Origin of the sequence: Methanosarcina sp. DH1, assembly GCF_020804205.1 — an archaeon.
Classification (GTDB): domain Archaea; phylum Halobacteriota; class Methanosarcinia; order Methanosarcinales; family Methanosarcinaceae; genus Methanosarcina; species Methanosarcina vacuolata.
Window position 1 is genome coordinate 1 of the sequence record NZ_WJBJ01000012.1, and the last position, 17062, is coordinate 17062.

Below are 17062 nucleotides of genomic sequence, written 5' to 3' on the forward strand. Positions count from 1 at the left end.
CTGCCTCAGATCATGATGTCTGGAAAAGCGATGAGCAATGCATTGGAAGTTCTTACCCCTGAACTTGAATAGAACAAGAAAGAGGGAGAAGAAGCTGGACTTGCCATCACCTTTGTTGCAGAAGGRGATATTCACGACATTGGTCACAGGCTTGTTACCACCATGCTCGGAGCAAATGGGTTCCAGATCTTTGACCTTGGAGTTGATGTGCTTAATGAAACCGTTGTAGAAGAGGCTGCAAAGCACAAGGGAAAAAAAGTCCTCTTGGTAGGCTCTGCCCTTATGACCACCTCCATGCTTGGCCAGAAAGACCTTATGGACAGGCTCAGAGAAGAAAACCTGAGAGACGATGTAAAGTGCATGTTCGGAGGAGCTCCTGTGTCTGATAAATGGATTACCGAGATTGGAGCGGATGCAACTGCAGAAAACGCTGCTGAAGCTGCAAAAGTTGCACTTGAGGTAATGAAATAATCCTGGGAGGCAAAAGAAAATGACATTTAGAAAGTCCTTTGATTGCTATGATTTCTACGACAGGGCAAAAGTAGGAGAAAAGTGTACTCTGGACGACTGGGACCTCATGAAGATCCCGATGAAAGCAATGGAACTCAAGCAGAAGTACGGGCTTGACTTCAAGGGAGAGTTTATCCCGACAGACAAGGATATGATGGAAAAACTCTTCAAGGCCGGCTTTGAGATGCTCCTTGAGTGCGGAATTTACTGTACCGATACACACAGGATCGTAAAGTACACTGAAGACGAAATCTGGGATGCGATCAACAATGTCCAGAAGGAATTCGTGCTCGGTACAGGCAGGGAAGCAGTAAATGTCAGGAAGAGAAGTGTTGGGGATAAGAGAAAGCCAATTGTACAGGGTGGACCTACCGGCTCTCCAATATCGGAAGACGTGTTTATGCCTGTTCACATGAGCTATGCTCTGGAAAAGGAAGTAGACACCATCGTTAACGGTGTAATGACTACAGTGCGTGGAAAAGCGCCTATTCCAAAGAGTCCATACGAGGTCCTTGCCGCAAAAACTGAAACAAGGCTGATTAAGAATGCTTGCGCCATGGCTGGTAGGCCTGGCATGGCTGTCTAGGGCCCAGAGACCTCCCTGTCCGCTCAGGGAAACATTTCCGCTGACTGTGCCGGCGGAATGACCTGTACGGACAGCCACGAGGTCTCGCAACTCTGTGAACTCAAGATCGATCTCGATGCAATTTCAGTTATTGCTCACTACACTGCAAACAGCGACATCATTATGGACGAGCAGATGCCGATCTTTGGCGGGTACGCTGGCGGCATTGAAGAAACAACTATAGTCAACATTGCAACCCACATCAACTCAGTTGTCATGAGCAACGCAAGCTGGCATCTGGATGGTCCTGTCCACATCCGCTGGGGTTCAACCAACACCAGAGAGACACTGATGATTGCAGGATGGGCATGTGCAACAATTTCCGAATTTACGGACATACTGTCAGGTAACCAGTACTACCCATGTGCAGGCCCATGTACTGAAATGTGCCTGCTCGAAGCTTCAGCCCAGTCAATAACAGACACGGCATCAGGTAGAGAAATCCTCTCAGGAGTTGCATCAGCAAAGGGTGTCGTTACCGACAAGACTACAGGTATGGAAGCCAGGATGATGGGAGAAGTAGCAAGGGCAACGGCAGGCGTAGAAATCTCCGAAGTAAATGTAATCCTTGACAAGCTTGTAGCCCTCTATGAGAAGAATTATGCAAGCGCACCAGCAGGAAAAACCTTCCAGGAATGTTACGACGTAAAGACCGTAACCCCAACTGACGAGTACATGCAGGTCTACGACGGAGCAAGGAAGAAGCTCGAAGAGCTTGGACTTGTATTCTAAAATAAAAATAAACATAGTTTATTAAAAATGAAAACTGCTTTCAAAATAGAATTCAGTTGAGAAGTTGCTTAATTCTTCAACTGTGTCTGGACTTTTAGTCCAGACTTCCATACTTTTGAGGCACTTTCTGAACAATTTCTGAATATTTTATACTTACTGAATCCTTATTGAGTGCTTTTTTTCTATACTTCTCTTCACTGTCAGTATATATTTAACATGAAAATGTGCCATCTGCTAGCAGTTTCATTGGTTGTGCATGTTATTCAAAGGATATCATATTCGTTTTTCTGTGAAAGTAACATCCTTTTTGAGTGCATCTATTCTTTCAAGCGCCGGTACATAATCCAACTGGTTGTTTTGATAAGAGGAAGGCATTAATTGACTCAAACAAAGTTGTACAAATGAGTTTCCTGCGATAGGTCCCGCACCCTGAATTTCATAGTTGTAAAAAAATAGAATAGCTGCTTGCGAGAAAACGGTTAGAGACGGACAAGAAGAAGGGAATGAAACTTATCCTTCATAATAATCGTTTTGGTCGTGGTGTGTGAAATGAGGCTTTAAGATCTACCCGCAAGCAACCGGATTCTTATTACCTATAAGTAATATTTATATTTTTCGATGAGTGCTATTTCATAATAACAATTTCCAGTTTATTCCGACCTCCAAGTGATAAAATATTTCTCAACAGTGCTTTTTCCATGACAAAGCTCATATTCTCACATATCCATACTTACTTGAGAGAGAACCTGGGGGCATTAAGGATTATTCTACCGCTCGATGAAAACGAAGCTTTGGAACTGGGACTTACTCTGGTTAATGAAAGGAATGAAACCGAAATCAAAGAAGTCCTTAACTACCTCTTCGAGCTTGCACTGAAATACGCAAAAGAAGGACAGGAAACCGACACAAAAAGATTAATTGAATATATCAAAAATATAGGAAAAGCGGCAGCTATTGCCAGGCTTGAACCGACTGTTGTCAATACGCTTCTGCTTTTTCCCCAAGTTGCCACAGAGGCATGCAAGCAGAATATGCAAAATGCTCTTGTGAGCATAGCACTCGCATTCGGAGAGATTGGAAAGGCCGCAGCAGGACAAAAAATGGAGGCTTCCGCAAGGATCGCGTCTTCCTGCCTTGGCGAGATGGGAAACACCGCAGCTTCGCGAGGAGCTAAAAAGGAAACAATTGCAGTTATTTTCGCTCTTGGGGAGATTGGAAAAAGCGTTACATGGCAAAAGCTTGGTGACGTTGCAAGCAGCACAGTTGTCCTTCTCGGGGAAACCGGAAAGGCTGCTGCAAGCCAGAAGTTTGAGGACGCGGTATTAAACGCCGAGCTGTTGCTGCAGGAGATCGGGACAGGGGCGATTGAAAAAAACCTGAAAGAAACTGCAGACATGAGTGTGCGTTCTATCCAGGATATAGGAAAAACTGCAGATCTCCAGGGTCTTGATAAGGCTTTGCTTCAGGCAGCCTATTCACTCGAAGCAATTAAATTTAATGCCGAAGACCGCTATCTGATGAGTGCATCCATAATTGCCGAAGTAGCTCTCCTGCACTTTGAAAGATTGAAAATTGAGAGACTGGAAGATAAGCTGAATAAAATTTCCAGGGGAAAGAAAAGATCACCAGGTACAGGTTTATGAACTGTTACACTCAGTTTAACGATTATTCATATTGAGTTAATCAGTTTGAGTTAATCAGTTTGAGTTAATCAGTTTGAGTTAATCAGTTTGAGTTAATCAGTTTGAGATTAAATCGCAACTCCCGCCTTCTTTACAGGGAAAAGAGTGCAGGAAGGATTATCTGGTCTTAAGGTGCCTTTTCCCAATATAAACTTTTAGTGGGGTGTTCTGAACGTCTATTTCAAACGAAACAGGGGCAACGGATCTCGGGCTAACTTCAGTTAAGGAAAATGATGAGCTTGGAGTATTACGATCCATAGATTTCCTTACGGAACGAGGAACCGAATATATAAATAGAAAACTCGAGCCCGACGCAAAAAAGGCTGTTATCTGTATAAGGGACATAGGTAGCGCGGCTGTCTTTCAAAAAATGGAAATTGGAGTATTTTTATCACTTTTTTCACTTGGAAAGATGGCTGAAATTGCAAGAGAGCAGAAAATGACTGATACCGGTTTAAGCATCCTTTACTCTCTCTGCGCAATTGGTAAAGCAGCGGTTGGGCAAAACATGGAGTCTGCGGTCAGGATTGCAGTCGCATATCTTGGAGAAATTGCGAACTCTGCCTCACTTCAGAAGACGGAGAGAGAGGTGCTTGCAGCAGCTCTTGCTATAGGGTCCATAGGAAAGGAAACTTTCGGGCAGCAGAGTATCCGGGTTCCTGAAAACGGAGGATTTCTTCCTCCAAAGTCATGTATTCTTTTATCCCAACCTCCTGGAAAAGAGGCTATTCTCTTCTCTAGAGAATTTCCGGGTATTTTTAGCCTGCTTGTTCAACAGGGAGGGGAAGCTGATTCTCTTCAGGATATTCCTGTCCTTTTGGAGAGCGAATCTTCTTATACGGGGTTTACCGAGTTTGAGAATCTAATCATAAGAACTGCTAATTCTCTAGGAACAATGATTTTTGAAGTTAAAGATAAATTTTTAATAAGCCACATGCTTATGACAAAACTTGCCCTTGACACTCTCAATGGATCTGAATATATACACGAAGCCGAATCTCTTGATTGAAAACTTATAAAATTTTAAACTGCCGTTTTATCCGAATAGCTTTGATTCTGATTGTGTTCCTGGGAATCACCAGATTTCATGGGAACTGTAAAACTGGGAATCAACAAATTGAGTTCATGCGTCTTCTGTTAAGCGAGAAATCGTGACAAACTGTGTCCATTTACACAATGCTTGCTAAATATTTTATTAAGTTATAAGCTGAACCAGAGTATCGATTTCACGTAAATAGGCCAAAATTGAAAGCGCTGGTTTCTAATGCAAAATCGATACTTACTGGCAAGAAAGTTCCTTAACCGATGACCAATGTAATTGAGTTAAGTGACTGCATTGGTAGAGTACTGAAAATGATGCTAATTCTAGCTACTGTTGATTGGCTTGAGAAATGCGGGAAACTTTAACATTTAAGGTATATTTTTCAGAATATATATTTCATAATGATTTTTATTCCCATTATTCCTCTTACAAGTTGTTATAAAATCAAGATTTCTTTTTTGCCAGGTTAATTTTAGTAATTTTAGGGGTCGTTGGTTTATGGAAAGGAAATTCACTCAGGCTATTCTCATAATTTCCCTATTTATACCTTGGACAGTAATTACTCAAGCTGAGGCTGCGGTTGTAATTGTAAATAACAGTGGAGATAATAACAGTGGAGCTGGAAATTATACTTCGATCCAGGAAGCTATCAATAATGCACATGACGGGGATACAGTCCTTGTCAGCCCTGGTGTATACAGTGAAAATATAATAGTCAACAGGAAACTTACAATTCTCTCCCATGCCATGCTCTCAGGCAGCCAGACTAACCGCACTTATATTATAGGGACAGCTTCTGACAATGCGGTCTTCAGTATCAGCTCAGATAATGTGACGATAAACGGTTTTCATATTGCAGGAGGTCCTTTTGAAAAGGATACATCTCAGGAGGTTGGACTTTACCTTGAAGGCGTAAGAAACTGTTCTTTAAAGAACAATACGCTGATACTAACTGATCAGGGGATTGTTCTCAAGAATTCTCAGGACAACTACCTTAATGGAAACCTTGTAAGCTTCGGGAATGAGGGAGTTGTGCTTGATAATTCAGAGGAGAATGTACTGTCAAACAATTGGATAATGAAAAATAATCAGGGAATTTCGCTGAATAATTCCTTTAACAATACTCTTGTTAACAACACAGCAAGTTCAAACGGAGTGGGCGTTCTCCTTCAAACATCTAAGGGAAATAAGCTTGCTTATAACCTCATTTTGAAAAATGAATATGGGATTCTCGGCCAGAAAGCATGGTCCAATATTTTAACCAATAACAATCTTTACCTTAATGACATTGGTGTGGACCTCAGGAGTTCATCAAATAATTCGTTCTATGAAAATGAATTTATTAACTTTCTGAATGCCGTAGACGAAGGAAATAATATATGGAACAGTAGCTCGGCAGGTAATTTCTGGAATGATCATACAGGGATAGATTCCGATGGAAATGGTGTAATTGATAATCAGTACGTCATTAACCATATCACCGGAGCAATTGACTATATGCCTATGGTAAATAGGCCTACGGCAAATAGGATTTCTTCAGGCAATAGCTCCAGAGCTTTGGGAGCTAATGGCAACATTTTGTTGTCGCTATTTGAAAAAAAGTACCCTGAAAACTCAACGAGTAACCGCAAAAAAGGAATTGTTATCGAAACAACCGAACTTGGCCAGATAAATAAATTCCTTGAGAGAGGCCCGGTCTTTTTGAGACTTGGAGCTGAATGGTGTGGAGCTTGCCAATCTATGAGCCCTATTATCGATGAGCTGGCTGCCAGGTACGGAGATAGAGCAACAATAATGTCCATAAATATAAACAAAAATCCTCAACTTGCAACTTATTTTGATGTCGGCTATATTCCAGACTCTTCCATGATTATGGGTATTGAAAATGGAACATATGTTTACATGCAGCTAGATGGAAATATTACCACAGATAGAGTAAAGGCAAGAATTGTTGGACTGAAAGACAAAGAAGTGTACGAAAAAGTTCTGGAAAACACCCTTGCCTATAAAGAGATAGGCAAATCGGGATGAAAGAGTCCACTGGTACGTAATTTCAACTGAATTCAAAACATACTTTCTGAAAAAACGGAAACTCTTTTTTGAATGAACTGCTTCGGTTACAAAATAGTAACACTAATAACCTCGTAACTTCATAGAGTAAGCCAGACTCTATTTCCTGCGCAGCCCGTATATCTTACGCAATAATCTGAAGTCGAAAATATGTGATAAAACATACAGGCAAGAATTATAAAACCTGCGGGATAAAAGTTGAAGCTTAATGTGTTCTATCAATAATAAAGGACGCTAAAAATGAAGAGGGATACTAACAATAGAGAGGGGCAAAAAGAATGATTACATTAAATGAGGCAGAGGCAGTTGAAGTAAGTTTATCTGCAGTTGACGAGGGAGATGAGAGCAGAGCTTTCCAGGCGCTTGACTCCCTTACAGGAATTGCGGCAGATTTCCTTTCAGAGAATGAAGAGGCAGATGCTGAGAGAGTCATCCTATCGATTGAGAGTGGCGCACAGGCAGCTGCAGAGAGAGAGATGGAGCTCGTTACGATCAATTCTATCCTGTCCCTCGGGAAACTGGCAAGGAAAGCAGCAGACAAGGGATTTGAGTCTGCCCTGGGCAGGGCTTTCATAGCAATCGGAAAACTTGGAAAAACTGCAGCCGCACATTCCCTTGAAGCCGGTTCAAAGGTCGCTGCTACAACCCTGATGGAGATCTGGAACTTCTTCCCAGAAAAGTGGGATCAGGAAAAAGTAATTGCCTTTTCTTTGCTCTTTAAAGAGATCGGAATCTCTGCTGCCATAAATGGTATGGAGGACGTTGTGCTCAGTGCAGTAACGGGCCTGGGAGAGATCGGGAAAAAGGTTGCAGCAAAAAGCCTTGAACTTGAAACTATAAGCAGCATGCTTTTGCTTGAGGAAATAGGTAAGCTTGCGACTGAGAATTATTTTGATGAAGCTCTGAGTTCAACAGCGCTTTCCATAGAAGAGATAGGAAAACTATCTGTAAAGAAGGAGCTTAATGATGCAGTTTTGCAGTGCCAGTGGACACTTGAGACTCTGAGAGTCCAGGCTGAAGAAAAGGCTCTAAATAACTCTTCAATTGTGGCGGAAGTAGCTCTGGATAACTTTAAAGATATCAGTTGTACGGATTCCGAAGAAAAAATGGAGAAGTTTCAGGAAATAAAAGTTCTTCAGAAAAAAATCCAATCTACTCTGTAAATTAAGGAAGAGGAATTTTCTAACTCATCTATTGATATGACGAAGCGTAAAACCCCTGAGTTTAACTCAGGGGACATGGATAACTCATGAACCCCCTGAGTCTTTTACTTAGGGGTAGTTCATGCTTCAAATGTAAGAGAAAAGTATTTCGTATGCACGCGCTGCGGGAAGACAAAAATAGTTTCTGAACCAAAAAACGAATAAGATTCCAGAAAAACTTAAAAAACCTGATCTTTACCTGTTGATCTGATTCTTACTTATAATTGGGTCACACTTGACCAATTATTTATATGTTTCTATGAATTTTTTTTAATCCCATTAAATTGATACCTTAATTACGCAGGTGTTTATAGAAAAACGCTCTCTGCTAATGAAAATTTTAAGTTCATGAGAATTCAAGAATCTCCTTTATTTTTGTAAATTTTCTAGTTTTATGTTTTCAGATAATTGCTGGATGAAAGACTTATTCGCGCCAGAAAAACTATATAATTTCATCTCACAAATTATTTTGATAATATGCAAAATTTTGACAACAGACAAAAATTAGAACTCCTCCCCATTATCTGCAGTCACCACAATTTTTTTCAAAATGCCCCGGATTTAATCCCCAGAGAGATCTTCCCTTGCTGTTCCGTGGAAGGCAGTGAAATTAAACTTATCTCTGGACCCACTCATGCAGGTAAGACCACCTTCATGAGCCAGGTTGCCAGTAACATGGTTGGAGTAAAAATTTATATTGATTTTGAGGATAGTCAGATACCGGAACCGGGATCTGGAGATTTACAGGCTATTGAGGATACTGCAGCCGAAATCCGCAAAAAAGAAACTGAAGACGGAGAAGGGCGAATTTTCTACTTTTTTGATGAAATCCAGAATCTTCAGGGCTGGGAGAACTGGGTTGACAGGCTTCACAGGCAGGGGGCAGAAATTTATCTAACTTCATCGAGATCAAAATTAACAAATGAGTTTTCTTCCAGGTTTTCAGGTAGATGTAAAATTTTAAGGCTTTTTCCTTTCTCTTTCAGGGAATACCTGCAGATTAAAGGTAACAGAATAGCAGAGCCTAATTTTCTAACGCCATCAAGCAGTGATGAGCTATTATGCATGTTTTTGCAGTATTTCGAAAACGGTGGTTTTCCGGATGTAATCAAAAAAGATGACATCAGTCTTTCCCGTAAATATTTTGAAGAAGGGTTGAAAAAAGGTGCTGCAGCCGGATATGATATCCAGAAGTTAAAAAAGCTTGCCATATTTCTAATTTCGAACATGGCTTCGGAATATTCCCCCGAGACCCTGAAAAAAATTAGTGGAATCGAGAGCGAGGAACTCATAGACACCTATCTGGACTATCTAGAAGACATTTTCTTCCTTTACAGGGTCCCAAAACTCAACAGCCTCCAGGAAATCGGGAAGGAAAAAGACGTTCCCTGTAAGATTTATGCAGGCGATACCGGCCTTTTCAAAGCAGTATATCCCGGTTACCCTGACAGCCTTGGGCTGAGATTTGAGAACCTTGTGTTCCTTGAACTGCTGAGAAGGGAAAAACAGGTATTCTACTTCCAGAACCAAAGAGAATGTGATTTTATCATTAAGGAAAAAGACAGCCAAAAAGTTTCGGCTGCAATTCAGATTTCGGTTTGCTTCGGAAACCCTGCAGTAATGGAAAGAGAAATTCTGGGGCTTACGGAAGCTATGGACGAGTACGGCCTTGAAGAGGGGCTTATTCTGACAATGGACGAAGAAGAGACCATTAGAGTTGACGGCAAAAACGGAAAAAAAATAGTCATGGTTAAATCAGTGTGGAAATGGATGCTGGAATAAAGAAAATAAAGAGCAAAAAGGCGACATTCATGTAAAATGTTATAATAACTCCCGAACCTGTGCTGAAATACGTAACAGAAGGTAAAAATGAAAAGAAACCGGAACATGAATATTCCAAACTTAATTTTCTATTCGAGACTTTTCCCGAAATCAGAAAGACTTAAGGGAATATGTTAGGTTCCTTTTATTCTGAGATCTCTGTTTGTATTTCGCCACTTCGATTCTTGTTTTATACTTAAGTTTCTTACACTGAAATTTCACCAAGAATGACATCTTTTTCCGCAGCTTTTCCTTCTTTTGCTTCTCTCTGGGAATAAAACCAGAGCGGGATGTAGAGACAAAGCACGAAAAAACCTACTCCTGTAGTAGCCCAGCCTAGTTCAAGGCTGTTGAGGTAAATTATCCCTACAAGAAAGAAGGGAACATTCAAAATTGCCGTTGCCAGTGCTACGTTTTTCCAGCCGCGTGGGGCTTTAAAGGGTCTTTCTAACCTTGAGAACTCAGGGTCATTCCTTACTTTGAAATACGTATAGAGACTGATTCCGTTAGCACACATATACCCGATTGCAGAAGCTGCAAGAATTGCAGTAGGATTTCCCAAAAGGATTAAACACATATTGAACATGGCATCTGCAGCCATTGCATTCATCGGGTGTCCGTGAGAGTTCAGTTTGCTTAGAAATGCGGGAAGATTGCCTTGAATTGACATTGAATAAATTGACCTTGCCGAGGAGAGAAATGCAGTTTGGATAATCAGTAGCATGGCTCCGATAAGCATTATTATCGAGATGGAAGCCCCAAGAGAACCTAGAGATATATTTGCAAGAGGAAGCATAGGAGACACAGGCTGGGCAATTACTTGATCAACTCCAAGAGTACCTATTACAGATGTCTGAACCAGTATATAAAGCACAAGACAAATTCCTCCGCAGACTAGTAGTGCTTTTGGAGTATCAGTATTAGGGTTCTTGTATTCTGGCCCGTAAATTGCTGCTGTTTCCCAGGCACAAGCACTCCATTCTGCCATTGCGAAAAGCCCGAAAATGATGAGTACATGTTGCAGGTCCCAGGTCCAGTCAACAGGGAACCATGAGCCTGTGATATTAGCAATATGAAAGTCACCTGTGAGGAATGGAGCAAGTGTAATAACCATAAGAGGAATCAAAGAGACTACCGCTAAGACGTACCCTGCTCTTGCTCCATTCTTGAGTCCTTTTGAATTTATAACTGCAAGAGAACCAAAAATAAATCCACCTACCAACAAGGAAAGGAAAGTCTTGGGGATTACGGCAAGGGCTGGTATCAAGCCCTGAAAGTAGTCCCCTATCAGGATCGCATAAATTGCAAGCACAGGACTCCAGCCGAACCAGTAACTCCAGGCGCTGAAACCACCTATGAATTTACCAAACTTAAATTTTCCTTGATTAATTTTATTCGAATTTGAGCCAAAAACGGTTTGGGTATAACCTGGCAAACCCGATGCCTTAGGAAAAACCGTTGCAAGCTCTCCGAATGCGAGGTTCTGGATAAAGCCGAGTAAAATAGTCAGGCCCCATAATATTATTGAAAAAGCCCAGACATAGCCTGTAAAATAACCTATCGACGGTAGGATTAACAAAGGAACGCCAAGAGCTATTGCAAGCCCTTGCTTCCAGTCAATACTTCTTTCAAGCTCCTGTGGCTCGCAGTGTGCCCTGCTGCAATCTCCTGCTGGATTCAGGTCAGTTTGAGGATGGGAAGGATAATGGTCACTGCTCATAAAATCACCTTTATTCAAATTTTTTAGGCAATTTGTTTTCTGAAAAGGTTGCAGGAATTAATTTTAATATCGAGCAACTTTTCGATGTTCATCTTTGCAGCAATACCTTTTGCCGCGCCTGGTACTGACGTTATAACCCCGATATCTAGCTCCTCACGCAGCTCACGCATAACGTGCTCGTCCACAAGGTCCATCTTGTCGACTCCGAGTTTTTTTGCGACGTACTCTTTTGCCTCGCCTATGCGCATATTTTTTGAGAACTCCATCCTTGCAACAAGGTCACCTGCAGCCCTAATTCCAGTCATACCTGAAGCCATTATGTGGGAAATCGGCATACCCATYGGGTCGCCGACTCCKATCTATATGCCGTCGACGCCTGCAATTTCGACCATCGCCTTGCTTGCTCTGGTAACCGCATCAATCGGAGGAGTTTCAAGCATTGGAATTCCGCCAACTCCCATTCCCATATTTACGTGACAGGGAATCGGAGACGCTTCGACTGCAGCTTTGATGAAAGTAACTGCACGAGCAAGGTTCCAGGCTGAGGTCTTACTGGTATTGGTGTTGCATACTGGTCCGAAAACATTTGCTCCGGCTTTTGCAATAAGCGGAGCCTGTTCATGCGGCCATAAACCTGCGAGCCGCACTCCATCATACTCCAGTTCTCCGTGCATACCTAACACCATCTCGCCAGCCATACCTGCTTCAATGTACATATCAGGGAACTCTTTTCTAAGGGCCTGGATTGCATAAAGTGTGCCGTACATATCTCCATCGCCTGCCGCGCCGGTTGTATCAAAGTTAACACCGTCAGCCCCGGAGGCAAAAAGTTTCTGCATGACCCATACCGTGTCTCTGGTAAGGTGCTCGGCAGCGTGTTCCATAGATTCTTTTGCCTTATCAATCTTGAATAGCTTCATAAGGTCACCAGGGTTCTCAAAGGGCCCATCAGGGGTGTAGTAAAGTCCCATATTGGGCATTGCCCCATAAAACAACGGAATGATCATGTTTTGCTGACAGACTTCCATTGCCTGACACTCGTTTGATACAACAGGTTTTACCGGCTTGAAACTGTAATCAATGTGCCCGAGTTCCATTGTGTCAGCACCAAAAGCCCGCTCGTGCATCATGCAGCCAACTAAACGGCTGGAAGGAATGCCAACTCCACTGTTACCCTGATCACCATCAAGCCTGATAGTACCAATGTCGTGCGTCACAGGAATTTCCATGCCCTGTTCGACACTAACAGCCTTGCCGGGCATGATAAGGATCTCTGCAAGCTTGTCCACTTCATTGGCGTTCAGGGTAGGGATCTCGCCAAGGTCAGCAGCGTTTGCAGTACCGGCCTCGATTTCCGCCATTATTTTTTCTTTGGTAAGGAAGACACGTTTCCCGTCTCCCATTCTCAAAGCGTATTCGGTTGCCATTTTTAGAATTCTCCTTTTGACAAACTTAGTTTAGATGATATCGATTTTATTGAGAGTTGAGGCTCATAGCAGCAGTTCTTTTGCTTTTGCCACGGCTTCGCTTGCGTTTTCAGCATAGCAGTCTGCACCGATTTTGTCAGCCCAGGACTGGGTTGCAGGGGCTCCGCCTACCATAATCTTTACTTTGCCTCTGAGCCCTTCTTCCTTGAGGAGTTCAATTACCTCCCTCTGCCCCTGAAGGGTCGTCGTCATAAGGGCGGAAATGCCGATAATATCAGCATTGACTTCCTTTGCCTTTTCTACGAAATTCCTTGTAGGCACATCCCTGCCAAGATCATAAACTTCAAAACCTGAGGACTGGAGCATAGTAGAGACTATTGACTTGCCGATATCGTGGACGTCGCCCTCGACAGTTCCGTTTACGATAACCCCCAGTTTCTTTTCCTGTGTGCCTGCTGGCAAATCTTCTTCAAGCAGCTTTACCCCGGCAGTCATTGCGTCGGCTGCCATCATCACGTGGGGCAGGAAAAGTTTCCCTCTCTCAAAAAGAGTTCCTACCTGGTTCATGCCTGACGAGAGCCCTTTTTCTATGATCTCTTCTGGGGGGAGCTTTAACTTCGCTTTTCCTACCGTTTCGATTACTTTTTCCTTTTTACAGGAGATTACCGCATCAGCAATCTCAAGGAGTAATCCTTCTGTATCTGCCATTTTTTTTCGGTCCCATCTTTATTTGGAAGTAGTTGACGTTTTTCTTTATGATTATTCGGAAGACGGTAAGTTAGTTCCTACTAATCTTATATATATTTTTCTAAAATTATATAATAAGGTCTTAAAAATATAAAGGGGACAATAAAATAACAGCAAATACTAATATCAAAATTTTTTATAAAGAGTGTAACTTTCAAACAGATAATAAAGTTCAAAAAAGCGCTGATGCTAAATAATTTTGAAAACTTATTCTGTTTGCTTATCTTCAGCCTGGCATTCTTCAGTGACATTATCTTCCTAGAGATCAAGTATATATTTCATTATCAAAAATAGGAGTATTAGGGGAGTAAGAAAATAGTGTACTATTCTTGAGATAAGGGGATCTGAAGATTCTTTATGGAAGAAAACAGAATACGCTATTTTTCTATATAATAAATTAATTTGAAGTCTCTGTCTACTTCATTACGAATTATGTGATCGATAATTAACGTATTTGTTAAAACATAAATTCAAAATTATAAATTATAAATTATAAATTATAAAACACGGAATTTTATCGGGGGGAAGGGGCATGGAAGTAGAAAGTAGAAAAAAGATGAAAAAAACACATACGGGGCCAAAGAATACCTGGGAAGGCTTTTTTAAGGATAAAACACACGGAGGGCACAGATATTCGTCTGAGGAGTTTCTTGCTATGGAAGCCAGGGAAAAACTATTCCACCTTGACGGAGGCAAAACGCTGCTTGACTTTGGGTGTGGTTCTGCAGAACTCCTTACCTACTATGCTCCTGAATACGAACAGCTTTTAGGAGTAGACTTTTCCCCATCCATGCTTGGAGAAGCAAGTAAAAGGATCAGTCAAAGAAAATGTAATAATATTGACCTTATACTTGCTGACCATGAGACACTCTGGGAAAACCTTGACTCAAACTTTGATCGAATAACTGCAGCCGGAGTGGTCCAGTACTTAACGTTTCAAGAAATTGATGACTTTATTGCTAAGGCATCAGAGTATCTCAGTACAGACGGTAAGATAGTATTTTTTGACATACTGGACCCGCGATTATATCCATTGTGGAAATTAGGAGTATTTGCACCGAATGCAGGGCTTTTAAAAGCTTTATACCGGGTAGGTTGCGATTTTCAGAGTTCAATATTGGCGGCCTTAAAAAACCGTCCGAGAAACATTTACGGTTTTACCCATAACCCTTACAAAATCCAGAAAATTGCGAACAAACACGATTTTGAGATGCGCTATATACAATCAATGTACTACGAATATAAGTATCATGCAATAATGTTTCGGACTTAAAAGAATGAACTGAAAAAAAGCAAATGAATTCCTAAAAAGTGGAAGAAACTTTACCTTCTTATTTCATCATTTACGGGAAAGTGAATTAGTGAAGTACTGGACTTATACTTCATTCCACTTTAATTTGCTGGGTTCTGTTTGTACTGCTACCTTTTTTATTTTTCACTGTTAAGCTGACAGTATATGTCCCTGCACTATAGTACGTGTGTACAGGATTCTTTTCTCTTGAATGTGGAGTATTGTCTCCGAAACTCCATTCCCATGATGTAGGACTACCCGTGCTCTTATCTGTGAATTCAACTTTTAAAGGAGCTTTTTCTGATATAGGGCAGGCCAAAAAAACAGCAACCGGAATTATGTCCTGTTCCAACTCTACCTTTGCTTTTTCCTTGAAACTTTGAATTATTTCCCCTGAACATTCACATAACCTGTCATGATCTTCCTGAGACTCTTTTTTGTAGTCACAAGTTTTTTTATGGATATATTTTGGATCACAGTTTTTCAGGTCATATATATCTTTTATATCGGCAAGTAGCCAAAGTTTGAACGCTAAATCTTTGTCCATTTTGAGGTATTTGACTAAATCCGAGTTTTTATCCATTTCCGTGTAATACTTTGCCCTGTCTATATATAGTTGGAGTTGTTCCTCCGTGTAGCTTCCAAGAGTCTTTTTCATTTCGTTTAATAGACATCCTTCTCCTTGATTTCGAGTATCAATGTTAAATCGATTTATAAGTATACCCATATTATTATTGAAGTTTGCAAGTTGTTCCCTCATATAGCTTTCAAGCGTGTTTTTTCTCTCGTTAAGTGGACAGTTAGTACCTTCTTCTTGATTTTGGGCATCAGTATTAACTTTGTTAATAAGTACACTCATATTATTATTGAAGCTTGCAAGTTGTTCCCTCATACAGCTTCCAAGCGTGTTTTTTCTCTCGTTTAGTGGACAGTTAGTACCTTCTCCTTGATTTCGAGTATCAATATTAACTTTTTTTAAAAGAACCCCCACATTATTATTGAAGCTTGCAAGTTCTTCTATTTTTCTTATTTTTGCATTATATAGAAGATATGCAAGGTCTTCGTCAAGCCGCAGTTTTGTGACAAAGCAAGAGTTTTCGACTTTGTATCCAACCCTGGCATCGAATTCATTCTTTTTATCACCGGGAAGAAGCTCCTGAACCCAGGCAAAGATCCATGCCTCTATCGTTTTGGTGAATACCCCGGCAAAAAAAGAAAACACGAAAACAAAATAATTATTTATTTCTTCAGCTTTTCCTAGTCTTAGAAGGTGATTTAGCAAATAGAAGCCTACTAGCGCTATAAATGGTGCAATAAGAATTCGTCTGAAATATGACCAGGCAATACTTGTCTTTTTATATTCCGGAATAAGTTGTTCGAATGTTTCTTCAATACTTAAAAGAAGGTAAGAAAGGACGCCAATAAATGATGCAGCGATTATATAGACCGGAAATTGCAGTTTCGTTATTCCATAAAATGTAATATATTCTATTTTCTGATAATCAAAATATAAAAGCACTGTAGGCCATATAAGGACTACAAAAATTACAATAAAATTTCGAAATATATCGTGAAGCTCCATTATCAAGTTAATTCTATCACTTGCGTTATTTTCATATTTTTTTCTTTTATTATATTCATACATACTAGCCGTGTATATAAAAAATAATATCAAAGCAATGAGGGCATAAAGAACCAGTTTTAGTATCAAATTAACTGGGTGAAGCCACAGAAGAACCAACAATGACGCTATAAGTAAAAACGTAACAAAACAGAAGTTCATCCGATCAAAAAAACGGCATAGCCAGAACAAAAAGAGAAGAGATCCAAGAAAAAGTGGCAATAAAAGAATACTTGGAAACATTTGTGTGTTTCTTACAGTACCTTCTACTGTGCCATTTACAGTACCATCTACTGTGCCATTTACAGTACCGTTTATAATGCCAATTATTGTTTTATTTGTTTCGTTATATAGTGTACCATTTATTCTACCGTTTATTGAGCCATTAATCTCTGCTATTGTGTCATTTAAATTCGTATTTGTTTCATTGTTTGCTTCTGCTGCCCAAGTCCCCTGAACCAGCAAACTAAAAGTGAAAATTATTAATAGAAATTTACAGACTCCGCTTCCCCTCCCCATAAATAGTAATTTGTAAATTCAAATATAAATATATTCTTTTTTATATATAATAT

General features: G+C 40.6%; 9 protein-coding genes and 3 pseudogenes. 8 read left to right on the forward strand and 4 right to left on the reverse strand.

The features are described from left to right. The 7 genes and pseudogenes from FXW07_RS06375 to FXW07_RS06405 all read left to right on the forward strand — a co-directional run. Positions 1-471 (forward strand): annotated as a pseudogene (locus FXW07_RS06375) (cobalamin-dependent protein); the annotation flags it as partial. Between the two features lie 19 nt (positions 472-490). After that, positions 491-1867, forward strand: a pseudogene (locus tag FXW07_RS06380) (monomethylamine:corrinoid methyltransferase). Between the two features lie 698 nt (positions 1868-2565). After that, complete coding sequence (locus FXW07_RS06385; protein WP_229394720.1) at positions 2566-3510, forward strand: hypothetical protein; 945 nt, start codon at positions 2566-2568, stop codon at positions 3508-3510. Positions 3511-3961: 451 nt separating this feature from the next. Beyond that, entirely contained in the window at positions 3962-4558 is a 597-nt protein-coding gene (locus tag FXW07_RS06390; RefSeq protein ID WP_229394722.1) for a hypothetical protein, read from the forward strand. A gap of 531 nt (positions 4559-5089) precedes the next feature. After that, the gene (locus tag FXW07_RS06395) at positions 5090-6622 is read left to right on the forward strand and encodes a NosD domain-containing protein (protein ID WP_229394723.1); all 1533 of its coding nucleotides are present in this window, start codon (positions 5090-5092) and stop codon (positions 6620-6622) included. A gap of 317 nt (positions 6623-6939) precedes the next feature. After that, positions 6940-7824: a hypothetical protein gene (locus FXW07_RS06400; RefSeq protein WP_229394725.1), complete on the forward strand. Its 885-nt coding sequence runs from the start codon at positions 6940-6942 to the stop codon at positions 7822-7824. A 516-nt stretch (positions 7825-8340) separates the two neighbouring features. After that, positions 8341-9645, forward strand: a complete 1305-nt coding sequence (locus FXW07_RS06405) for an ATP-binding protein (RefSeq protein ID WP_229394726.1) — start codon at positions 8341-8343, stop codon at positions 9643-9645. A 244-nt stretch (positions 9646-9889) separates the two neighbouring features. Here the strand turns inward: FXW07_RS06405 and FXW07_RS06410 are convergent, their stop codons facing one another. From FXW07_RS06410 to mtbC, 3 genes and pseudogenes are all read right to left on the reverse strand, one after another. After that, a complete protein-coding gene (locus tag FXW07_RS06410; protein ID WP_229394728.1) occupies positions 9890-11404 on the reverse strand; it encodes an APC family permease in 1515 nt (504 codons plus the stop codon). Positions 11405-11427: 23 nt separating this feature from the next. Beyond that, a pseudogene (mtbB, locus tag FXW07_RS06415) lies at positions 11428-12831 on the reverse strand ([dimethylamine--corrinoid protein] Co-methyltransferase). 63 nt (positions 12832-12894) lie between these two features. Beyond that, complete coding sequence (gene mtbC, locus FXW07_RS06420) at positions 12895-13539, reverse strand: dimethylamine corrinoid protein MtbC (RefSeq protein ID WP_229394729.1); 645 nt, start codon at positions 13537-13539, stop codon at positions 12895-12897. A gap of 571 nt (positions 13540-14110) precedes the next feature. On the opposite strand from mtbC, the gene FXW07_RS06425 reads away from it, so the two are divergent. Further along, complete coding sequence (locus tag FXW07_RS06425; RefSeq protein WP_229394730.1) at positions 14111-14851, forward strand: methyltransferase domain-containing protein; 741 nt, start codon at positions 14111-14113, stop codon at positions 14849-14851. Positions 14852-14960: 109 nt separating this feature from the next. On the opposite strand, the gene FXW07_RS06430 is transcribed toward FXW07_RS06425, so the two are convergent. Beyond that, a complete protein-coding gene (locus FXW07_RS06430) occupies positions 14961-17009 on the reverse strand; it encodes a PKD domain-containing protein (protein ID WP_229394731.1) in 2049 nt (682 codons plus the stop codon). Positions 17010-17062: the final 53 nt, after the last annotated feature.